23 protein-coding genes are annotated in these 22,848 nt (G+C 33.3%); 11 read left to right on the top strand and 12 right to left on the bottom strand.

The features are described from left to right. Positions 1 to 42: 42 nt before the first annotated feature. From AC3E9W_RS06960 to AC3E9W_RS06950, 3 genes are all read right to left on the bottom strand, one after another. Positions 43 to 930 (bottom strand): transporter, encoded by an 888-nt coding sequence (locus AC3E9W_RS06960; RefSeq protein WP_488767717.1) that lies wholly within the window; start codon positions 928 to 930, stop codon positions 43 to 45. 79 nt (positions 931 to 1,009) lie between these two features. Beyond that, entirely contained in the window at positions 1,010 to 1,522 is a 513-nt protein-coding gene (locus AC3E9W_RS06955; protein WP_488767715.1) for a DUF4251 domain-containing protein, read from the bottom strand. 4 nt (positions 1,523 to 1,526) lie between these two features. Further along, a complete protein-coding gene (locus tag AC3E9W_RS06950) occupies positions 1,527 to 1,952 on the bottom strand; it encodes an META domain-containing protein (protein WP_488767714.1) in 426 nt (141 codons plus the stop codon). A 212-nt stretch (positions 1,953 to 2,164) separates the two neighbouring features. On the opposite strand from AC3E9W_RS06950, the gene AC3E9W_RS06945 reads away from it, so the two are divergent. Both AC3E9W_RS06945 and AC3E9W_RS06940 read left to right on the top strand, forming a co-directional pair. Next, complete coding sequence (locus AC3E9W_RS06945; protein ID WP_306160255.1) at positions 2,165 to 2,692, top strand: superoxide dismutase family protein; 528 nt, start codon at positions 2,165 to 2,167, stop codon at positions 2,690 to 2,692. A gap of 109 nt (positions 2,693 to 2,801) precedes the next feature. Further along, entirely contained in the window at positions 2,802 to 4,004 is a 1,203-nt protein-coding gene (locus tag AC3E9W_RS06940) for an LETM1-related biofilm-associated protein (protein WP_306160257.1), read from the top strand. Positions 4,005 to 4,050: 46 nt separating this feature from the next. On the opposite strand, the gene can is transcribed toward AC3E9W_RS06940, so the two are convergent. From can to AC3E9W_RS06920, 4 genes are all read right to left on the bottom strand, one after another. Continuing rightward, positions 4,051 to 4,686, bottom strand: coding sequence for a carbonate dehydratase (can, locus tag AC3E9W_RS06935; protein ID WP_306160258.1), 636 nt, complete (start codon positions 4,684 to 4,686; stop codon positions 4,051 to 4,053). A gap of 115 nt (positions 4,687 to 4,801) precedes the next feature. Continuing rightward, positions 4,802 to 6,448, bottom strand: coding sequence for a SulP family inorganic anion transporter (locus AC3E9W_RS06930; protein WP_306160260.1), 1,647 nt, complete (start codon positions 6,446 to 6,448; stop codon positions 4,802 to 4,804). Positions 6,449 to 6,531: 83 nt separating this feature from the next. After that, positions 6,532 to 6,813 (bottom strand): hypothetical protein, encoded by a 282-nt coding sequence (locus AC3E9W_RS06925; RefSeq protein ID WP_456896287.1) that lies wholly within the window; start codon positions 6,811 to 6,813, stop codon positions 6,532 to 6,534. Positions 6,814 to 6,935: 122 nt separating this feature from the next. Then, entirely contained in the window at positions 6,936 to 7,415 is a 480-nt protein-coding gene (locus tag AC3E9W_RS06920; RefSeq protein WP_091491835.1) for a Dps family protein, read from the bottom strand. Positions 7,416 to 7,521: 106 nt separating this feature from the next. Here AC3E9W_RS06920 and AC3E9W_RS06915 point away from each other — a divergent pair, with 106 nt between their 5' ends. Then, a complete protein-coding gene (locus tag AC3E9W_RS06915) occupies positions 7,522 to 8,463 on the top strand; it encodes a LysR substrate-binding domain-containing protein (RefSeq protein WP_306160264.1) in 942 nt (313 codons plus the stop codon). A 645-nt stretch (positions 8,464 to 9,108) separates the two neighbouring features. Here the strand turns inward: AC3E9W_RS06915 and AC3E9W_RS06910 are convergent. Further along, positions 9,109 to 9,306: a hypothetical protein gene (locus AC3E9W_RS06910; protein WP_095928926.1), complete on the bottom strand. Its 198-nt coding sequence runs from the start codon at positions 9,304 to 9,306 to the stop codon at positions 9,109 to 9,111. Between the two features lie 166 nt (positions 9,307 to 9,472). Continuing rightward, positions 9,473 to 10,135 carry a tRNA (5-methylaminomethyl-2-thiouridine)(34)-methyltransferase MnmC2 gene (gene mnmC2 / locus AC3E9W_RS06905; RefSeq protein WP_488767710.1) on the bottom strand — a complete coding sequence of 221 codons (663 nt, stop codon included), beginning with the start codon at positions 10,133 to 10,135 and terminating at the stop codon, positions 9,473 to 9,475. Between the two features lie 308 nt (positions 10,136 to 10,443). On the opposite strand from mnmC2, the gene AC3E9W_RS06900 reads away from it, so the two are divergent. Then, complete coding sequence (locus tag AC3E9W_RS06900) at positions 10,444 to 11,514, top strand: branched-chain amino acid aminotransferase (protein WP_488767709.1); 1,071 nt, start codon at positions 10,444 to 10,446, stop codon at positions 11,512 to 11,514. A 230-nt stretch (positions 11,515 to 11,744) separates the two neighbouring features. On the opposite strand, the gene AC3E9W_RS06895 is transcribed toward AC3E9W_RS06900, so the two are convergent. Continuing rightward, entirely contained in the window at positions 11,745 to 12,125 is a 381-nt protein-coding gene (locus tag AC3E9W_RS06895) for a pyrophosphohydrolase domain-containing protein (RefSeq protein ID WP_306160270.1), read from the bottom strand. A gap of 419 nt (positions 12,126 to 12,544) precedes the next feature. Between AC3E9W_RS06895 and AC3E9W_RS06890 the strand changes: the two genes are divergently transcribed. From AC3E9W_RS06890 to AC3E9W_RS06875, 4 genes are all read left to right on the top strand, one after another. After that, complete coding sequence (locus AC3E9W_RS06890; RefSeq protein WP_488767707.1) at positions 12,545 to 13,741, top strand: SRPBCC family protein; 1,197 nt, start codon at positions 12,545 to 12,547, stop codon at positions 13,739 to 13,741. Between the two features lie 79 nt (positions 13,742 to 13,820). Next, positions 13,821 to 14,363 (top strand): RNA polymerase sigma factor, encoded by a 543-nt coding sequence (locus tag AC3E9W_RS06885; protein ID WP_488767705.1) that lies wholly within the window; start codon positions 13,821 to 13,823, stop codon positions 14,361 to 14,363. 33 nt (positions 14,364 to 14,396) lie between these two features. Next, the gene (locus tag AC3E9W_RS06880) at positions 14,397 to 14,816 is read left to right on the top strand and encodes a hypothetical protein (RefSeq protein WP_306160276.1); all 420 of its coding nucleotides are present in this window, start codon (positions 14,397 to 14,399) and stop codon (positions 14,814 to 14,816) included. A gap of 38 nt (positions 14,817 to 14,854) precedes the next feature. Continuing rightward, the gene (locus AC3E9W_RS06875) at positions 14,855 to 15,313 is read left to right on the top strand and encodes a sensor of ECF-type sigma factor (protein ID WP_306160278.1); all 459 of its coding nucleotides are present in this window, start codon (positions 14,855 to 14,857) and stop codon (positions 15,311 to 15,313) included. A 72-nt stretch (positions 15,314 to 15,385) separates the two neighbouring features. Here AC3E9W_RS06875 and AC3E9W_RS06870 read toward each other — a convergent pair whose 3' ends face one another. Further along, the gene (locus tag AC3E9W_RS06870; RefSeq protein WP_306160280.1) at positions 15,386 to 16,447 is read right to left on the bottom strand and encodes a WD40/YVTN/BNR-like repeat-containing protein; all 1,062 of its coding nucleotides are present in this window, start codon (positions 16,445 to 16,447) and stop codon (positions 15,386 to 15,388) included. Positions 16,448 to 16,696: 249 nt separating this feature from the next. Between AC3E9W_RS06870 and AC3E9W_RS06865 the strand changes: the two genes are divergently transcribed. From AC3E9W_RS06865 to AC3E9W_RS06855, 3 genes are all read left to right on the top strand, one after another. Next, positions 16,697 to 18,007 (top strand): hypothetical protein, encoded by a 1,311-nt coding sequence (locus AC3E9W_RS06865; protein ID WP_488767703.1) that lies wholly within the window; start codon positions 16,697 to 16,699, stop codon positions 18,005 to 18,007. A 134-nt stretch (positions 18,008 to 18,141) separates the two neighbouring features. Beyond that, on the top strand, positions 18,142 to 20,121 hold the full coding sequence (locus AC3E9W_RS06860) for a KUP/HAK/KT family potassium transporter (RefSeq protein ID WP_456896177.1): 1,980 nt from the start codon (positions 18,142 to 18,144) through the stop codon (positions 20,119 to 20,121). Between the two features lie 135 nt (positions 20,122 to 20,256). Further along, positions 20,257 to 21,471, top strand: coding sequence for an RsmB/NOP family class I SAM-dependent RNA methyltransferase (locus AC3E9W_RS06855; RefSeq protein WP_306160286.1), 1,215 nt, complete (start codon positions 20,257 to 20,259; stop codon positions 21,469 to 21,471). 329 nt (positions 21,472 to 21,800) lie between these two features. Here the strand turns inward: AC3E9W_RS06855 and AC3E9W_RS06850 are convergent, their stop codons facing one another. Then, a complete protein-coding gene (locus tag AC3E9W_RS06850; protein ID WP_488767701.1) occupies positions 21,801 to 22,844 on the bottom strand; it encodes an AMP-binding protein in 1,044 nt (347 codons plus the stop codon). Positions 22,845 to 22,848 lie beyond the last annotated feature (4 nt).

Below are 22,848 nucleotides of genomic sequence, written 5' to 3'. Positions count from 1 at the left end.
TCAAATATACTGATTTTAAACACATTAACCCACTAGCAAATTTTAAAAAAATGAATATTGATAAACGGCAGATAAGGCATAATAATTTAATCCGTTGTTGGTATAGGCGCCAATATGATACTGCAATCTAACTGACTGGCCTTTTGCAATTGGAGTAGAAAAAGTTCCTCCTACACGCCAATTATCAATCTGACTGTCATCTGCAACACCGTCAATAATTGTTTTCCCTCCAAAAAACCAAGTAGTATTGAACCCAACCCACATGTGATTTCTAAAATAATAACTTGCATGGCCTTGCAAACTATAGGTAGATTTCTGCTCTAACTTTTTTCCCATGAAGTCGTTATTATCGGTATAAAACCAAACTCCAGCATAAGCTTCGGCATATACATGCGTAAATCGTTTAGAAACTCCAATTTCTGGTTTAAATCCCCAACGGTTTGTACCTATATTTACTTGTTTATCATCATAATATTTCCCAGTTGGGACAGAAGTCACGAGACTGACTCCTAAAATAGTCTTTTGTTCAAAACTCCTAAATTCAGCTTTATCAAGTGCTGGAGAACCCAGTAAATTTATTCCGAAACGAATTTTCATATCTGCAAAACCCGTTCTCGATCCTGTTAGAACATCTCCATTTGTTCTGGTCTGCGAGCCATCCATAAAAGAATAAGGAAGTACAACCTGCACACGCGCCAGTTTATTGGCCAAACCAAATGTTCGAATATAATTTACTGCAAAATTATGGCTGTGAAGTGTAAAATCTGTAATTGGAAGCGAAGGGTCTGTTAACACATTGCCATTCATAAAAACATATCCGGCCGCGACAACATTCAAATCTTTTGCCACATTTGCATAAACTCTCGGTTCTAAATCTTGGCCGTAGTTAAAAAAAATCCCTAAAAAGAAAACTAAAACAAATTGCAACATACTATAATTTAACCTAGAAATCTTTTTTCGCATATGAAGGGAAATAATTAGACATCAAACAAATACACAGTTCTACATTTTATTCTTTAGTTTTTGGGGCATAAATTATTCCATCGTAATTAATTGGCGCTCTATTATTGCTATTTACAGAAAGGGTAGCGCTTCCGTTATAAAAAATAGAAAACATTAAATCGTAAACATCCGTTTTTCCTCTTACGGTTGCTTTCAGCATTGTACTATTCTTTTTATTTTCAACCTTAATATTTTGTGGTTTGCCTTCAAATTTTATTCCGCCATCGGTGCTATATCCAATATTATAACCTCGCCCGAAAAATGGCAGATCGCACGTTACAGTATCAGCTTTAAACTTTAAAAAATAAGTATTATAATCTAGCTGAATTAGCCTTCCGCCTTGTGGAGTTGTTTTTTGAGCTTCAAAAACAAAATTCTGAGCATTTAGAAGTGCTTTAATTTCATTTTGCTTTTTTAGTTCTCTTTCTTGTTTGAGTTCTTTTTTTGTTTTTTCCTGTGCCGTAATTGAAAAATTAAAGACACTTACTAAAAATACCAAAAGAGATGCTGCCGTTTTCATAATGTCACTTTTTAGTAAAACGCATCATTGCAATGTCTCCAGAAATAAAATTGAGCGTTTTTCCATCATCAGTAATATCGTATGAGGTAATTTTCTGCAGTGTACTCATATAAGTCTGTTCGCCCTGACCATCAAGACACATCATTTTAGTTACTGCCATAGGCTGTGTAAAGTCGATTTTGTTTCCAGTCACATTCAGTTTTCCTGTGTATGAGTTACAGCTGTTGTTGCCAGAAACCCTATTTTCTTTTGTATCAAAAGTTATGTTAGGTTTTTTATTCGGATACAATCCATCAAAAGCAATTCGCGGGCCCGAAATATAATTCAGCTCCCAAGTTCCATCCAGTTTCGAAACTGAATCTACTTTTTTACACTTACAGGAAATTAAAAACAAACTAAAAAAAACGAGGGTAAGAATCTTTTTCATCATAACATTAAGGATTAAATGTGAGCGAATTAGATAAATGGTTTTCAGAAATTATTCGTTAAAAACCTTTACGAATTTAAACAATATTTTCGGTTTTTAACTCAATCGGTATCAAATTATAACGTGTAGTTTGACTTTTTTTTAACTTTTTGAGTCAATCAATTCGGTTATTTTATGTTAAATTTACTTAATCTTTAACTAAAATGCCCGTAGACATGAAAAAACTAATTGTTTCTTTCGCTATAATCTCAGCCTTAATAATTGGCTGTAAGACCAATACAAAATCAAACGATGCAAAAACATTAACTGTTGCATTAGAACCAAAAAGCAATAGTAAAGTTGCCGGAACCGCTACTTTTGTTGAGAAAAACGGTAAAGTAACTTTTACAGCAAAAATAACAGGATTAGAACCTGGAGTTCATGCCATCCACATTCACGAAAAAGCAGATTGTACTGCTGCCGACGGAAGTTCTGCTGGAGGTCACTGGAATCCAACTTTCAAAAAACATGGAAAATGGGGAGTTGCAGAATATCATAAAGGTGATATCGGAAACTTTACCGCTGATGCAAAAGGTAACGGAACGATAACTTTGACAACAGACGAATGGTGCGTAGGTTGTGGAGATTCTAACAAAGACGTTCTTGGCAAAGGTTTAATTGTACATTCAGGTGCAGATGATTTTACCACTCAGCCAACTGGAAATGCCGGTGGAAGAGTTGCTTGCGCAGGAATCATTAAATAAGAAAAACGGAGATAACCACTATTTTTAACAAAATCTAGTGGTTATTTCATTTTAAAATGAATTCTAAAACAAGAAAAAGGCATAGCTTTGCATCAGCAAAATTAAGTCCATGATTAACCCATCAGCACCAGGCTGGATCGATAAGTTTTTTAGTGAACAGAAGTTTTCAGAAGCTATTCCTTTTGAAACTGTAGACTCGTTTTACTATAAAGTAAGAGAAACGGGATTTATCTACGGGCATATTATTGCTATAGATTCTCAAATTCCGATTTCGATAAACGGCTGGTTTAAAACCGAAATTTCTAAAGTAGCCTTACTTAACACACTCTATCATGTTTTTTGTTTAGAGAAAAGAAATTCGGAACCCAAAAATTTTATTTCAGAAGTTTTAAAGTTTTACAAACAGATGAATCCAGAAGGATTTAATTTGTTCAAGATTTTATTGCCAAAAGATACTCCTTCTCTATCGCTGGAAAATATTATTGACCAGAGGGTTCAAACCAATGACAGCATCATCAGTAAGAACTTTTCGCATTTAGTAACCAATGCTTTATTGTTTATTGATGTTTTGGCTTTCAGACAATATTTGGAACATGGAGAAATTCCTGAAAAATATTTAAAGAGAATTGAAGAAACTGTTCTGGGAATTGTGGGTCTGGCTTTAAAAACCAAAACATCTAAATCTCAGCACGACGATCTTTTAATCAAACTTTTTGAAGCTTCTATACGTTATTCCAAATTTTCAAAAGTTACCGTCGAGACTTTAGAAACCCTAAATCTAGGTTACTTTACCAATAAACTCGAACAATTTTATTTACTTGATATGGCCGGAATGGCTTTATGGAGCGATGGGGTTGTCGAAAATGAAGAATCATATTTCTTATATTCCTTAGGCTCGACAATGGGCGTTTCTGACGATTTTGTAACTAAGAGTATGGATACAACCAATACTTTTATTACAACACATAAAAAAAAGATTCCGTATTTTAATTATTCGAATCCTGTCAAGCATTTCTATGATCAAATGACGCACAGCGTTGTAAAACTGATTATTAGAAACAAAAACAGATTGATTAAAGAAATTGTTCAAAGTAAAGAATTAATGGTTTTGCTGGCTTATTCTACAACGAGAGATTTGGATGCAAAAGAAAAGAAGAAAGTCAAAAAACAACTTTTGGACATTTGTAAAACCATTCCGTCGTTAACCATATTTTTGCTTCCAGGAGGAAGTTTGCTGCTGCCGATATTAATTAAATTTATTCCAACAATGCTGCCATCTGCATTTAATGAGAATTTAGACGAAAACGAATAAAAAAAAAAATCGCCCTTTATAAAGGGCGATTTTTTTATCTAAACTATTAAAGATCTAATTGGTAAACTTCATCAAGCTCATCATTAGAAGCAATATTCACATTTAAGTCTGTTACGAAACCAGAATTTAATCCGTAAACCCATCCGTGAAGCATTAAATCTTGGCCGTTTTTCCAAGCATTCTGCACGATAGATGTTTTGGCTAAGTTGTAAACTTGTTCTTTGGTATTAATTTCAACAAAAGCATTAAAACGTTCTGTTTCATCTTCGATTGAATTTAAATATTTATCATGCAAACGATATTCATCTTTAATATGACGAAGCCAGTTGTCGATAATTCCAACAGACTGATGCCCCATTGCTGCTTTTACACCACCACATCCGTAGTGTCCGCATACAATAACATGTTTTACTTTTAAAACGTTTACAGCATAATCCAAAACACTTAACATGTTCATATCAGAGTGCACCACCATGTTTGCGATATTACGGTGAACAAAAACTTCACCTGGCTTTGCACCAACAATTTCGTTTGCAGGAACACGGCTGTCAGAACATCCAATCCATAATAATGGCGGCTGCTGCCCTTTTGCCAAATCAGCAAAATAATTAGGATCTTTTGCTAATGAAGTTTCAACCCACTTTTTATTGTTTTCTAATAACTGCTCATAAAATTTTCTCATTTTTTTTATTTTTTGTTTGGTAATTCTCCTTCTTAAGAATGTCTCAAATAAAGAACTTGATGTAAAGTTACCTAAATTTTGACATTTCTAAGGCCTTAAAAACACCTAATTTTAATTATTCTTCTCTAACAACTTCTTTTTTAACCACTTCTCTTTTGGCAACATCATAATAATGTTCAATAGTAACATGATTGTGATTTTCGGGTGTATTTTCAAGTTCGTAAGCTTCTTTAAAGCCTTTAAGCTTCACTTTGATATTTTCATCAAGAGCACGTGTTTCTTTAAATTCGCGAATCAAATCTAAAACGTCATGCGAAATGTATTCCGTATCATGAGCATTAATAATCACTTTAGAATTTTCTGGAATTTCAGCCAAAGTTTGTTTAATTGCCGCTTTATTTAAAAACGAAACTTCTTGCGCTAAATCAATATGAATGATGTCGCCATCTTCATATTCTTCTTTCTTAAAGATATAAGCTCTTTTTAAGTTTCCTCTCAAAACGAAAATAATACTGATAACAATTCCCAGCGCAACACCTTTTAGCAAATCTGTCGCAACGACAAAGACCAAAGTTGCAATAAAAGGGACAAACTGGTATTTCCCCTTTTTCCAGAAATGCATAAAGGCTGCTGGTTTTGCTAATTTATATCCGACCAAAATCAAAACAGTCGCCAATGTTGCCAATGGAATTTTGTTCAGAATAACTGGAATCGACAATACACTTATTAATAAAAGAATACCGTGAATAATAGCAGACAATTTAGATTTTGCACCTGCATTATTGTTGGCAGAAGATCTTACAACTACAGATGTCATTGGCAAGCCTCCTAAAAGAGAGCTTATAATATTACCAACACCCTGTGCTCTAAGCTCTACATTGGTATTCGTGTAACGCTTTTGCACATCCATTCTATCAGTAGCTTCAATACATAAAAGCGTTTCAATAGAAGCGACAATGGCAATCGTAACACCCACTACCCAAACTTGCGGATTTGTAACAGCAGTGAAGTCTGGGGTAATTATAATCGATTTAAAATCATCAAAAGATTTTGGAACTGGCAAAGAAACCAAATGTTCTTTTGCAATTGCCAAAGTGCTTCCTGTAGATAAAAATATCTCATTTAAAATGACACCAGCAATAACAGCAACAAGTGCTCCCGGAACCAATTTTATTCTTTTTAAAAATGGAACCTTATCCCAAGCTAATAAAATGACCAATGAAACCGCAGAAACTACTACAGCTCCTAAGTGGATATGATTTAAAATATCAAACAGAAATGAAAAAGTATTACTTCCATCGTTTTGAACAAAAGCTTGATCTCCTTCAAAATCAGCATCATAACCAAAAGCGTGTGGTATTTGTTTTAAAATGATAATGATTCCGATACCAGCTAACATTCCCTCAATTACGTTTGTCGGAAAATAATTCGATATACTTCCAGCTTTTAAAAATCCTAATGCCAATTGAATTAATCCAGCAATAAAAACAGACATTAAAAATACATCGAAAGCTCCTAAATCGGTAATTGCGGTTAAAATAATAGCTGTTAACCCAGCAGCTGGACCTGATACACTAATATGTGACTGGCTTAAATATCCTACAACGATACCACCCACTATACCAGCAATAATTCCAGAAAATAATGGTGCTCCAGAAGCCATTGCAATACCTAAACACAACGGAAGAGCCACCAAGAAAACCACTAAACCTGAAGCAAAATCAGATTTAAGGTTGGCAAAAAGATTGATTTTTTTTGTCATAATATAATACTAAAAAAATTATTCATTAAAGATTTACCACATCTCGATAGAAATGCGGCTAAAGTTCGAAATAATCGGAAGTATTATGCTACGTTAGGTGGTGGAGCAAATATGCTCGGAGAGATATTATCTAATTTGACAATGTTTTCAGAAATGATCGTTTTTTTCTCGATGTAAACCGGGATCAAAACTTCATGTTCTAAAATAGTGGGATGAACTACATTTTTAAGTTCTTTATGCACTTCTTCTTCAGCAATGCTAAAAGATATAGCCGTACTATTCCCTTTCTTAATCGCCTGAACAATTGTCGGGGTCGATAAGAAGGCAATAAATATGAATAATAATATGCGGGCTACAAATTTCATCAAAGCAAAAATAGCGTTAAACAAATAAAATCAAAGAGATTTTTATAGAAATTTAACACAAACAAAAAAGCAGAATGGATTTTTCACCCCATTCTGCTTATAATTTATTAAAAAACAATAGTTTACAACGTTTCTTCTAACCAAGCATTCATCATCCAAATTGTTTTTTCTTGCTCAGAAATGAAGTCACTCATCATAGAATTTGTTCCTTCATCATTAATTTCATCTGATTTGTTCAATATTTCTCTTTCAATTTTTAATAAATCTGATAAAGAATGAACGATTAAATGAACTGCCTTTTCATCGTTAGAAATATTTTTTCCAACCGTTAATTTATTGTTTTGAATATAATCTTCAAAAGTATGCAGAGGAGTTCCGCCAATTGTTAGAACTCTTTCGGCAATCATATCTATTTTTAATTGTGCATCTGTATATAATTCTTCGAATTTTACGTGTAAGTCAAAGAAACGCTTTCCGCGAATGTTCCAGTGGATACCTCTTAAGTTTTGGTAATACACTTGAAAGTTTGATAATAATACATTCAGTTCTTTTACTAACAATTCTGATTCTTTTACAGGCAATCCTAAAATATTTGTCTTCATAATCTATTTTTTACACTAATTTACTACAAATTTAGAGTAACTTTACTAAAATAAACATAAATAAAAATTATATTTTCTTATTTTTGCATCACAAATTACTATCAACATGACTATAACTCAATTGCAATATGTATTAGCGGTTGCTGAGCATAAAAACTTCACACTTGCTGCTGAAAAATGCTTCGTAACACAGCCAACTTTAAGTATGCAAATACAAAAAATTGAAGAAGAACTTAATATTTTAATTTTCGACAGAAGCAAAAAACCAATTCAGCTTACTGATATTGGTCAAAAAATTGTAAGCCAGGCAAAAAATATCGTAAACGAAGCCGATCGTATTAAAGATATCGTAGAACAGCAGAAAGGTTTTATTGGCGGAGAATTTCGTTTAGGAATTATTCCGACTATTATGCCAACACTTTTGCCAATGTTCTTAAATAATTTCATTAAGAAATATCCAAAAGTAAAACTCTTAATTGAAGAGTTGAATACAGAAGAAATTATTCTGAAACTAAAGAACGGTCATCTGGATGCTGCCATCGCCGCAACACCGCTTGAAGACGAGAAAATCAAAGAGATTGTTTTGTATTTTGAACCTTTTGTGGCGTATATACCTGAAAACCACTCTAGTTTCCAGAAAGAAGAAATTGAAGTTGCCGATTTAAATTTGAATGAAATACTGCTTTTACAAGACGGTCATTGTTTTAGAGATGGGATTCTAAATCTTTGCAAGACAGTTTCGGAATCTGATCAGACTAATTTTCAGATTGAAAGCGGAAGCTTTGAAACCTTAATTAAATTAGCAGATGAAGGTTTAGGAACAACGTTACTTCCATACTTGCACACTTTAGACCTAAAAGAATCTGACAAACTGAAACTTCGTAATTTTAAGGAACCAAAACCAGCTCGAGAAGTAAGTTTGATTTACCCTAAAAGCGAATTAAAAATGCAAATCATTGACGCTCTAAGATCTACAATTGCTGGCGTTGTAAAAGGTGCGATTGTTTTCCAGAACGTTCAAATTATTAGTCCACTACAGAAGAAATAACCCTTTGCGTTTTTTTTTAACGCAAAGTACGCTAAGATTTTTTTATTAGCGGTCTAAGAAGGATCTACATATTAAGTTCGCAAAGCGTTGTCTGGACAAAGCTTTGCGAACTTTCATTTTAATGATAACTCAAAAAAACTTCGCGCCCTTTGCGTAAAAACTTTGCGCCCTTTGCGGTTAAATTTTAACGCAAAGTACGCTAAGTTTTTTTATATACTTTGAGTGTATTTTAAGTTCGCAAAGCTGTGGGTTTATTTTTGACCGCAGCGTACGCTGAGAATTTTGCAATGAGTTTTTAATCTCGCAAAGTCGCGAAGGCGCAGAGTTTTTTTTTCAGGAATACAAATAAATTTCACGCAGATTTGAAAAGATCTCAGCAGACTTGCGTAGATATTTTATAAAATCCTTTTTAGATCTGCGCAAATCTGCTCAGATCTGCGTGAAACAAACTCTGCGCCTTCGCGACTTTGCTAGCAAATTTCTAAACAACTTTATTCCCATAGCTTTGCGAACTTTCATTTTAACGACAACTCAAAAAAAACTTCGCGTCCTTTGCGAAAAAAACTTTGCGACCTTTGCGGTTAAACTTTTACACAAAACAAAAAATAAAGCACAATAAAAAAGGAGCCAAATTGGCTCCTTTTTTTATACTTTAATTAGCTGTAGACTTTGTTTTAATTCTGGTTTTCCGACTACGAAATTCAGTAACCACTCTTGCAATTGTTCCATTTCGTATGGTAACAGTGTTTTGATAGCTTTTTCTAGCTCTTTGCAGAAAAGTATCGGATCGAAACTAACTCTTTCAAGTATTGATTTCGTGTAATCAAACATCATTTTTGACATAATAAAATAAGATTTTCGGGGGTTATCTATTTTTTAAACTCGAGCCAAATTTAAAAAAATAACTAACATAAATTCTATTTTTAACTTATTATTTTAAAAACTTTAGCAACGAATACGTTTTCTTAAAACATATAAATCAATCTAGAATCGTTCTAAACAGTTCATTTTAAACGTTTTTAAAAGCTCGAAACATTTCTCGTTTTCCAGGAGGCCCCGCTAACTTTTCCACTGTAAATCCAACTTCGATCATGCTTCTTTTAACAACTCCGCGTGCTGCATAAGTAACAAGAACTCCATTTGGCTTTAAACTATTGTACATTTTCTGAAAAATTTCGGTACTCCAAAGCTCCGGTTGCACTCGATATCCGAAGGCGTCAAAGTAAATCAAATCAAAAATTTCTAAATCGTTTATTTCGTGAAAAAATTGTTTCCTTTTGGTTAACGAGAAACGGCTGCTAATTTCTGCTTTTTCATCCCATGCCGTTTTATGCATTTTTTCAAAAATGTTATGATATTCCAATGCTTCTAGTTCTTCGGCATAATTCATTTCTAAAATTTCATTCGGATCAACAGGATACGCTTCAACTCCCACATAATCTATACTTTGCTGTTTTTTAACCGATTCTAAAAAGGTAATAAAAGCATTTAATCCAGTTCCAAAACCAATTTCTAATATGCTTATAGGATTCTCAAATAAGGAAAGCCCATTTTTTATAAAAACATGCTTTGCTTCCTGAATTGCACCATGTTTAGAATGATAACATTCGTCCCATTCTGGCAAACGAATTGTTGTTGAGCCGTCTAGCGTTTTAATTATTTCTCTTTTCACCTTTTTAAGAATTTAACAACGGCTTTTTATTGATTTTCAAGCCATTTTAATATTCAAATTTAGTCAAAACAAATGCGTAAAGCCTTAAAAATCGATACTTTTTTCATAAAATCTTTATAAAAATCAATTAAATATTTGAGTTTATTATAGGATAAATAAATCTCAGTCAAATCAAGCAAATAATGAATTTTCGCTAAGTATTTTACATATTTTTACGTAATTTTGCATTCAATAAATTCCATTTTACACGATATCATCACTTTAGATCTTTGATAGTGAAAGATATCTCACAAAAAACTTACATAACTATGAGTACAACTCAAACGAGCAAAATTGAAATCATTAAAGCTACTTCTACAAAAATCAACGAAGTAGATTTTGACAACTTAAGTTTTGGTGCTGTATTTACAGACCATTTATTCGAATGCGATTTTAAAAACGGGCAATGGCAAAATCCTGTCATTAAGCCTTATGCTCCTATTTTGATGGATCCATCTTCAAAAGTCTTCCATTACGGACAAGCTATTTTTGAAGGAATGAAAGCTTATAAAGACGAAAGCAATGACATTTGGTTGTTTAGACCAGATGAAAACTACAAACGTTTTAATAGTTCTGCTGTTCGTATGGCAATGCCAGAAATTCCAGAAGCTATTTTTATGGATGGTTTAAATGATTTATTGAAAATTGACCAAGAATGGATTCAGAGAGGAAACGGAGCTAGTATGTACATCCGTCCTTTTATGATTGCGACAGGTCCTGGAGTTATCGCAAATCCTTCTGACGAATATAAATTTATGATTTTACTTTCTCCTGCAAAAGCATATTATGGAGGCGAAGTAAAAGTAATTATTGCTGAACATTACAGTAGAGCTGCAAATGGTGGAATCGGAGCGGCAAAAGCTGCCGGAAACTATGCTGCGCAGTTTTACCCAACTAACTTGGCAAATAAAGATGGTTTCCAACAAGTTATCTGGACAGATGATGCAACGCACACAAAACTTGAAGAAGCGGGAACAATGAACGTTTTCTTCAGAATTAATGATACTTTACTAACAGCTCCAACAAGCGAAAGAATTTTGGATGGTGTTACTAGAAAAAGTTTGATTGCAATGGCTGAAAAAGAAGGTTTAAAAGTAGAAGTTCGTCCAGTAATTGTTTCAGAATTGGTTGAAGCAGCCAAAAACGGATCTCTGAAAGAAATCTTCGGAGCTGGAACTGCAGCAGTTATCAGCGTTATCAAAGGATTCTCTTATAAAGATGAATATTATGAAATGGCTCCAATTGAAAATTCGTATGCTTCTTTCTTAAAAGAGAAATTAACAAGTCTTCAAAACAAACTTTCTGAAGATACTTACGGATGGACAGTTAAAGTTCAATAATCCAAAACCGATAATAAAAAGAGAAACCCGATAAATTTAGTTTTATCGGGTTTTTTATTTGATATTCTAATCGTCAGATAATATTTAACACATAGAAACATAGATTATTTTTGATCCTTAAAAGAGTACAAAAGAAACTTGTTTTTAACACATAGCTATGTGTATTTATGCAAGTGAAACGCCTTTTACATAATTCAAAACTATGTTTCTATGTGTTTAAAAATTATTTATTATAATAATTTCGAAAAATCAGGTTTAAAGTAATTCGGACCTTTCATTACTTTTCCATCTTCGCGATAAATTGGTTTTCCGTCTTCACCCAATTTGCTCATATTACTGCGCTGAATTTCATCAAAAACAGCTTCAATTTTGTCTTGAAGACCGTGCTCGATAATTGTTCCGCACAAAATATACATCATATCTCCAAGCGCATCTGCAATTTCAACTAAATCATTATTTTGAACCGCTTCGTAATACTCTTCATTTTCTTCTTTCATTAAATTGTAGCGAAGTAATTTCTTCTCTGCTCCTACATCAGCCTTTGGCGTAGTGCTGTGGCCAATTTTAAAAGCAGTGTGAAATTCGGTTACGGCGTCAAGTTGTTTTTTCATATAGTAGTTTTCTTTTTTTTGGCTAATTTAAGTCACTTTCGCATAAATATGAAAATTTATTAAACGAAATGAAAAGGCAATTTAGCAGCAAATCATTTACAAATCTTTAAATTTGCTGAAAATTTTTATAACTATGTTTAGTCAAGGACAAATACTATTTGGAGTGTGTTTTTTTATTGCATTTGTAATCATTATGATTTTTGCTTATCGAAAAGATCTGAAATTGCACAAAGTCTTCTATAAAGGAAATTACAAAGTACTCCTTGCTTTCCTTCTTTTTATTGTCCTTTTGTTTGTAATTAAAATATTTCTAAAAAGATAAATTATTCTGGTTGCAACAAAATAAAACCTAATAATTATGGGTTATTAGTAAGACTCATGATAAAATTTATAACTTTACCGAAACCAAACAATCTGCCATGAAAATTCTAAAGTATTTATTTCTTTTCGCCTTATTAAGTTTTGTCGCTCTTACTGTTTTTGTTGCTACACAGAAAGGAGATTTTTCTGTAGAAAGAAGTAAAGTTATCAATTCGCCGCGCACAACGGTTTATAACTACTTGAATGACTTTAGAAATTATGAAGATTTTGAATCATGGTCTGTAGAAGATCCTTCTATTAAAATGACATACGCTAATAAAACCAGCGGAAATGGCGCTTCCTTTTATTGGGACGGTACTGATGGTAAAGGAAATGCTATTATTCTTAAAACAAAAGAAGGAGAAAGCATTGACCAAAAAATGCAATTTGATGGCACTGAAGCTGATGTAAATTGGACTTTAAAAGATACTCTTAACGGAAAAACAAAAGTTACTTGGAAAGGAAAAGGAACGATGAGTTTTCTATTTAAAATATACACTGCACTTCATGGAGGTTCTGACAGAGTTATCGGAACCATTTATGAAAAAAGTTTGGCTAATATTGACAAGAATTTAGATTACGAAACTAAAACGTATGCTGTAAAAGTAGATGGAGTGGTTAAGAAAACAGAAACTCCTTATATCAAACAGACTTTTACGAGCGAAATTGCCAAAGTAAATAAAAATGCTAGAATTGTAATTCCGAAGCTTATTCAGTTTAGCGAAACTAACGGATTGTCTGCAATGGGAAAACCGTTCATTATCTACCATACTTATGATACGAAAACTGGTTTAGCTAAAATTTCAATCTGTTTACCTATTAATAAAGAAATTTCTACCAGTGCTGGAAGTGATATTTTAGCAGGAAAGTTAAATGGTTTTGACGCTGTTAAAACAACTCTTAACGGCGATTACTCTCACAGAAATGAAGCCATTGCAAAAACAACAGCTTACATAAACAACGAGAAAATTATTCCAGATTTAAGCTGGTCGCATCTTGAAATCCTGACGTTAAGCAAATTGGATGTAAAAGCTTCTTCAAAATTGGTAACCGAAATTTATTTCCCGATAAAACCAAAAGTAGTTCCTGTTGCTGCCGAGCCTACCTATGCTCCTGTAAACACTAGTACTAGTGAAACTCCAAGCGAGCCACATACCGAACAACCACGCACAGAGCCTGTAAAACGCAAACCTGCAGCACCAACGCCTGCTCCTGCGCAAACACCTGCTACACAAGAAGAAGATTCAGAATTTTAAATAATTTCAAAACGGCATTAAACCTTTTGCTTTAAATTCTGTCTAACTTCTATTAAAGAAAGTTTACAAAACAAAAAGTTTGATAGACGAGAAAGAATTTATAAAACAATTATTAACCCTTGAGACGCAAAATACTGCGTTTCAAAAACTCCTGTCTGATTATCAGAAACCTTTGTATTCTCATATTCGAAACATTGTTTTGAATCATGATGATGCCGACGATGTATTACAGAACACTTTTGTAAAAGTCTTTCAAAATCTTAAAAACTTTAAAGGAGAAAGTAAACTTTTTTCTTGGATGTACCGTATTGCTACGAATGAAGCTCTGACTTTTTTATCGCAAAAAGCTAAATTAAAAGGCATTACATCTGAAGACCTTCAAAATAAAACAATCGACAATTTAAAAGCCGATCTTTATTTTGACGGAGATGATATTCAGATCAAACTTCAAAAAGCAATCGTAACGCTTCCAGAAAAACAGCAATTGGTTTTCAAAATGAAATATTTTGAAGAATTGAAATACGAAGAAATTGCAGATATTTTAGGAACATCTGTTGGAGCTTTAAAAGCCTCTTATCATCACGCCGTAAAAAAAATTGAATTATATGTTACATCAAATTAAACCTTTTGTAACTAAAACTATCTTATAAGTATTATGAAAACATTTAAATTAGAAAACGAACCCAAAATAAAATCTGGCTTTAAAACTCCAGAAAATTATTTTGATACTTTTCAAGAAAAGGTTTTACAGCAATTAAATGAAAAAGAAGTTAAGGTAATTCCTTTTTATAAACGCAAAAAAATCATTTCTCTGGCGGCCGCTGCAGTAATTGGTTTTGCATTATTAATTCCGATTGTAAATAATTACAGAGCCAATTCTAACGAACTGGACGAAGCTACTTTAGAAACTTATTTATCATATCATTCCAATATCAGCCAATACGATTTAATACAAAACTTAGACGACAATGATATTGAAAAATTAGGAAACGATGTAACTCTAGAAGAAGAAACATTGGAAGATATTTTAGCTTCAAGCCCAAATATTGAACACCTAATTTCAGAACAAAATTAAATCAACTTAACTCAACAACTCAATAACTTAGCTTAACAATGAAAATAAAAAACATTTTACCGCTATTGCTATTTCTGACAAGTTTTTCAATTTTTGCACAAAATGGAAAAATTGATGAAAAGCGAGAAAAAATTAAAGCTTTTAAAGTGTCATTTTTAACAACAGAATTAGAATTAACTTCGACCGAAGCTGAAAAATTCTGGCCCATTTACAATGCTTACGATGATAAACAATACGAATTAAAGTATTTAAAAATGAAAACGTATCTGAGAAAGCTTAAAGATGATAATCTTAAAAATCTTTCAGATAAAGACGCAGCAACATTATTATCTCAAATAGAAAGTACAGATAAAGAAATTTACCAGCTTCGTGAAAAATACATGAACAATCTGAAAAAAGTACTTCCTGCAAAGAAAATATTACTGCTTAAAAAATCGGAAGACGATTTTAATCGAAAGCTTTTACAGCAATATCGCGACAAAGGCAATAAAGATTAAACTTAACGAAACAACAGCGATAAGAACCCTATATAATAATACTTACTTTATTATTTAGGGTTCTTATTTTTTTCATTTAAAGTGAATACGAACCAGCTTATTATGTCCAGCCGCAATTGCCGTATTTCTATTGATAAAACGAATAGTAAAAAGTTTGGTGTCTTTTGACAGCATCGTCCACGTTTCTCCTCCATTCTGCGAATACTGAAGTCCGCCCGATCCCACACAAACCAATTCTTTTGCACCGCCACCTGGCACATATTGCACACAAGAAGCGTATCCAAAACCTTGATTCTGCCCAATCAGTTCCCAAGTTTTTCCGCCGTCTTTGGTAAAAATTTTATTATCCTTTTTTTCCATTGGCAATTCATAATTACCGCCTGCAGCAAAACCGTGTTTAGAATCGTAGAAATCTGCCGTAAAAATACCCGTCATTGCCTCTCCTTGTACAATTGGAGTTTCTACAGCTTTCCATGTTTTGCCTTTATCTCCAGAATAAAAAACGCGAGATCTTTTTCCTCCAGAAACTAGCCAAGTATCATTTCCTTTAATTACGATGTTTGAATTGCTTGCCGCAAAAGCTGCTTCGCCTTGCGCATTTGTTGGAAGTTTATGAGATAGCACTTTTGTCCACGTTTCTCCGCCGTCTCTTGTTATGATAACTGAGAAAGTATCTTCTGTCGGATCCCCAATAGCAATGCCTTCTTTATCATTCCAAAACTGCATGCTATCATAAAACACCTTCGGATTTACTTCTTTGTAAACTAATTTCACTTTATTGGTTTTCTTAGAAACCTGATACAATAAGGCGGGATTTCCAACACTTAATAGAAAAATGTTTTTTGAATTTTGAGCAATACTTCTAAATTCTAATTTTAAAGTGTCTTTGTAAATATGTTCTTCGAATTTCTGTTTTTTGTCTAAATCAAAACATCCAAAACGAGAATTGTCTCCGCCGTACCAAACTTTATTTTTGTCTATTACGATGGCACGAATGCTAATTTTATCCTGAAATAAAGTATCAACTTGAATTGCTATAAAACCATTTTCATAATTTGCTTTATTCTTATTTGTGAATGTTTTAAAGGATACAAACAAAACAAACATGCAAAAAAACAGCGATACTTTTCTCATATAAATAAAATTTAGGGTATTGCTAAAATACAATTAATTCCCACATGGAGAATTAATTTTCGATTTTTTTCTACAAGAATAATTTACTGTTTCATTTTCAATCCTTTATACCCAGAAAACCAAAATCTATTTTAACAAAAATTCAAAACATTAATAATCAACCATTTAAACATCTGTTTTTAGCAATTTAATTTTATGGCACAGTAATTGGATATCTCACAATACAAAATAATTTAATACAAATTAGCCATGAAAGCGAATTTACTTTTAATAGCAATATCAGCCTTAGTTTTTGGTTCTTGCGCAGCGCAAGGTCAAACTACTGTTTACGCAAAAAACTCAGATATAAGCGATAACTTAGATTTAAGAGCTGTTGCTTCGATGTTTGGAGAATCAGCTAATCTTCAAGATTTTGAAAGACGTTTAAATGATCCTAAATATCAAATTTCTAACCTTGACCTTAATGGTGATGATGAAGTAGACTACTTACGTGTAATCGAAAGTGTTGAAAACAGAACTCACGTTATTATTATCCAAGCGGTTTTAGATCGTGATGTTTATCAAGACATTGCTACGATTGATGTCGAGCGAGACAATTACAACAAAGTAAGTGTTCAGGTTGTAGGTAACACCTATCTTTACGGGGCAAATTATATTTATGAGCCAGTTTATAGTGTAGTTCCTGTTATCTATACTTCGTTCTGGGTTACCAATTACAGACCTTATTACTCAACTTGGTATTGGGGTTATTACCCAACCTATTACAATGCATGGGCGCCATATCCTATTTACAGATATAGAAACAATGTAAATGTTTATATTAATGTAAACAACCATTATAACTATGTTAATGTGAGAAGAAGTTACAGAGCTCCTGCAATTTATGAAACAAGACGTACTTATGGTTACGAAAGAATGCGCCCGAACTATAGTTTTGCTGAAAGACATGCTAACACTTCAAACCGTTACGAATTAGATCAGAGACGTGTGGCAAGCAGAGAAACGAATAGAAACACGTATAACACGAACAGAAATTACACAGGAAGAACAACTTCAACTGATAATAGAACTTCAAATAGAACGTATGCTGAAAATAGAACCGCAACAAACAGAACTTCTGTAGACAGAAGCAGTACTTCAAACGGAAATACTAATAGAGGCTACAACTCTACAGGCAGAAGCACTGAAAGTGTAAATACTGGTAGAAGCACAAATCGTGATTATTCTCCTAGAACTACTAACACTCAAAGAGCAGAAAACACTACTAGAGTACAAACTACTCCAAGAGCAGATTACGGAAATGGTAATTCTTCTAACACATCTAGAAGCAGTTCTAATCGTGAAATGTCTGCTCCAAGAGCCGAAAGAAGTTCAGGAAGTTATTCTGGAAACCAATCTAGCAGTTCAAACAGAGATTATTCTGCTAGACCACAGCAAAGCCAACGTTCAGAATCTCCGAGAATGAGTCAGGAAACATCTAGAGCAAGTCAAGAATCTAGAGGCGGACAAAGCCAGAGAGAAAACAGTTCAAGTTCTAGAGGTGGCGGTAGAAGAGGTTAATTTTAGAAATAAATAATATTCAAAAAGGAAAGCACAATTTTTACGATTGTGCTTTTTTTTATCTTTTTAATTATAATTGCTGCTAATTTGTTTTAAAACAGTAAATTTGCAACCGTCTTTTTATAAAACTATACATGAGCGCATCGCATAAAAACTTACATAGTAAGTTGTCTATTGGGGGTTTATTGATTACTTTAGGGATTATTTATGGAGATATTGGTACTTCTCCATTGTACGTAATGAAGGCTATATTAGGCGATCACACGATAAATGCTGATATTGTTTTAGGAGGTATTTCTTGTGTGTTTTGGACGCTGACATTACAAACTACAATTAAATATGTACTTATTACTTTAAGTGCAGACAACCACGGTGAAGGTGGAATTTTTGCCTTATATGCTTTGGTCAAGAAAACAAAAATTCAATGGCTCATAGTACCCGCTATTATTGGGGGAAGCGCCCTGCTTGCCGACGGAATTATTACGCCACCAATTTCTATTTCATCTGCAGTTGAAGGAATTAGGGCATTCTATCCGACTATGCAGACGCAGACTATTGTCTATATCGTAATTACCATTTTATTTATATTATTCACAATTCAGCAGTTCGGAACTAAATTGGTTGGTAAATTCTTTGCGCCAATGATGTTAATCTGGTTTGCTATGTTAGGAACTTTAGGAGCCATTCAAGTGGTTAATTATCCTGAAGTAATTAAAGCAATTAATCCGTACTACGCTTATCATTTATTATCTATACATCCTGATGGTTTCTTCGTTCTTGGTTTTGTATTCTTATGTACAACTGGAGCTGAAGCTTTATATTCGGACATGGGACACTGTGGAAGAAAAAATATCAGAATCAGCTGGATGTTTGTAAAAACTACATTGGTTTTAAATTACTTCGGTCAGGCGGCTTATTTAATTCACCACGAAGGAAGCACATTACAGCAATTAGGCGGAGAAAACGGTAATCCGTTTTACTTAATTATGCCACACTGGTTTTTACCATTCGGAATCGTAGTTGCAACTCTTGCGGCTGTAATTGCGTCTCAAGCACTTATTTCTGGTTCGTTTACTTTGATTAACGAAGCAATGCGTCTGAATTTCTGGCCAAAAGTAAAAATCAAATATCCAACAGAAGTAAAAGGTCAATTGTACATTCCGTCGATCAACTGGTTGTTGTTTTTTGGTTGTGTTGGAATCGTTTTACATTTCGAGAAATCAGGAAATATGGAGCATGCGTATGGTCTTGCCATTATTTTGTGTATGATTATGACAACCATTTTGCTAAACTATTACTTAATCATGAAACGTGTAAAACTGTACTTCATGGTACCGCTGATCACGATTTATTTATTGATTGAGTTTAGTTTCCTTTTCGCTAATATCACCAAATTTGCAGAAGGTGGTTATGTAACTTTAATCATTGCGAGTTTATTGATTTCTGTAATGACAATCTGGTATCTGGCTAAGAAAATCAACAAGAACTACACTAAAGTGGTTAAAATTGATGATTACAAACAAGTATTGGTAGAATTAAGCCAAGATTTATCTATTCCGAAATATGCTACGCACTTAGTTTATATGACTAATGCAAATCGTGTTGACGAATTGGAAGAAAAAGTAATCTACTCTATCCTTCAAAAACGCCCTAAAAGAGCTGATATTTACTGGTTTGTTCACGTTAATATTTTGACTGAACCTTATAAAACACAATATAAAGTAACGGAAATTGCTAAAGACGACATCTACAGAATTGACTTTAACTTAGGTTTTAGAGAACCGACTAAAATCAATTTAATGTTTAGAGAAGTTATCAAAGACATGGTAAAACGTGGCGAGGTAGATATTACCAGCCGTTACGAATCTTTAAATAAAAACAATATTATTGGCGACTTCAAATTTGTATTGTCTGAGAAATTCTTATCAAACGACAATGATTTAAGATGGCATGAAAATATTATTATGAATTCTTATTTCTTTATTAAGAAACTGAGTTTGTCTGAAGAAAGAGCTTTTGGTCTAGACAGCAGTTCTGTTAAAGTAGAGAAATTCCCAATGGTGCTTCATGCTCCAGAAAATATTGGATTAACGAGAATCATTCCTAAAGAATAAACCTCTAGATATATTCATAAAAAACACTCTTAATTAGAGTGTTTTTTTTCTTTTAATGAGAGTCAGAATAAGATTCGATATTAAAAATTTAACTTTCAATCAATTAATAGTACCTTTGCAATTCAAATAAAGAAAATGAGATTACACAGAAATTTAGTTTATACTACCATAGATTCGTTAAATGCTATTTTTAACGAAGGAGAATATGCAGATAAAGTGGTAGCTAGAGCATTAAAAAAAGACAAACGCTGGGGAAGCTCAGACAGGAAGTTTGTTGCTGAAACGATATACGAAATTGTTCGTTGGAAACGCTTGTACGCTGAAATTGCAGAAGTTAAAGAACCTTACGATAGAGATAATTTGTGGAGAATGTTTGCTGTTTGGGCAGTTTTACGCGGTTATCCAATTCCAGATTGGAGACAATTAGAAGGAACTCCTGAAAGAAAAATAAAAGGACGTTTTGACGAATTATCTAAAAATAGAGCTTTAAAAGAATCTATTCCAGATTGGATGGATGAGTTAGGTGTTAAAGAATTAGGCGAACAAGTTTGGTCTAAAGAAATTGCGGCTCAAAATCAGCCTGCAAAAGTTATTTTGAGAACGAATACTTTAAAAGGAACCAAAGAAAGCCTTAGAAATACATTAATGGATTTAAATATTGAAACAGAATATTTAAAAGACCAGCCAGAAGCTCTTGTTTTAAAAGAAAGAGCCAATGTATTTTTAACTGACGCTTTTAAACAAGGTTTGTTTGAAGTTCAAGATGCCAATTCACAATTAGTTGCAGGTTTTCTTGATGTAAAACCAGGAATGCGCGTAGTAGATACTTGTGCAGGTGCAGGAGGAAAAACATTGCACATGGCTTCTTTGATGGAAAACAAAGGGCAGTTAATTGCAATGGATTTGTACGAAAGTAAATTGAAGCAATTAAAATTAAGAGCTAAAAGGAATGGCGCTTTTAATATCGAATACCGCATTATCGACAGCACAAAAGTGATTAAAAAACTGCACGAAAAAGCAGACCGTGTTCTAATCGATGCGCCTTGCAGCGGATTAGGTGTTTTAAAAAGAAATCCAGATTCTAAATGGAAATTACAACCTGAATTTATCGATAACATTCGTAAAGTTCAGAGTGAAGTTTTAGAAAGCTATTCTAAAATTGTAAAACCAGGCGGAAAATTAGTGTATGCAACTTGCTCTGTTTTGCCATCAGAAAACCAAGAGCAGGTAGAGAAATTCCTTAAGACAGAAATCGGACAGCAGTTTACTTTTATTGAAGATCGTAAAATGCTCGCTTCAGAATCTGGCTTTGATGGGTTTTATATGGCGCTAATGGAACGTAAGAAATAAAACTTCAAATTCCAATATTTGAAATTCCAAATTCCAATCTTCTTGGAATTACTTAATATTAAAATCCCAAATTTCAACCTAGTTATTGAAATTTGGGATTTTTTATGCATTGTTTTGTCATTTCGACGTAAGGAGAAATCTTCGTAAGTAGCTCCGCTCCAATAAGCCAATCTTTGTCGAGCTTCTCGCGAAGATTTCTCCTTACGTCGAAATGACAAAATTGCTAAAACTTTAGCTTTAGAATTTTAATATTGAAATTTCCTTACAGCTCAACTTTGTCAAAGTTTTAAACGCGGAGCATTGGAATTTGGAATTTCTAATTTGGAATTTTAAATAGCAACAGTCGCTTTTCTCAGTAGTTTGCCATTCTCATTTTCTTTGAATTTTGAGACAAAAACAATTTCTTTTGGTTTTTCATACTTCCCTAAAACATCAAAGAAATCAGGTTCGAATTCTTGTTTTTCTCCTTCGATAACCAAAACCAATTTTTCTCCTAAAGTGGTATCTGGAAGTCCGGTTACAAAAAATCTGTTTGCAATTTTCCCGATTAGTTTAGCTTCAATTTGTTCTGGAATCAGCTTCACTCCTCCACTATTGATTACGTTATCAATTCGTCCTAAAAACTTAAACTGCTGCTCATTTAGCAATTCGACCAAATCATTGGTCACAATTGGTTCGTCTGAAATTGTAGCAACATGAATAACCAAGCATTGACGATCATCTTGACTTATTTTCACGTTCGGAAGAATAGAGAAAACCGAATCACCCAAACGTTTCGCCGCAATATGCGTAATAGTTTCGGTCATTCCGTACGTTTCGTAGATTTCTGTTTTAAGCGGTAATAATTTTTCTTCAAGAGCCGAATCTAATTTAGCGCCTCCAATAATCAACTTACGCACTTTAGAAAGTTTTTCAATTGAATTTTGAACTTGAAGCGGCACCATTGCCACAAAATCATAGGTCGTTTTATTTAATTCCAACGGATTTAAACTTGGCGAAACAACATCCAATTCCAATCCTAAAATTAAACTCCTTACGAGCATCATTTTTCCAGCAATAAACTGCGTCGGAAGACACAATAAAGCTTTGTCTCCTGGCTTTAAACCAAAAAAGTCACCCGTTGCCAGTGCCGACTGTATCATGGCTTGTTTTTTCAATCTGACTAATTTTGGAAGCCCTGTTGTTCCAGAAGTAGTCATTTCGATATAATCTTTTTTATCAAACCAATCCAAAAAGAATTCCCCGATTGCTCTTTCATAAGCATCTCCTTCTTTTACATAACTGTAAGCAACTTGACACACATCTTTTGCATTTAAATGATAACCATTTAATTTAAAATAATTGTGCACTTTATTTTGAGTTAAGTTTAGCATATTC

The organism is Flavobacterium sp. 38 (genome assembly GCF_057799715.1).
Note: the sequence above shows the minus strand (reverse complement) of the source record. Positions and strands in the feature narration are given on the sequence as shown.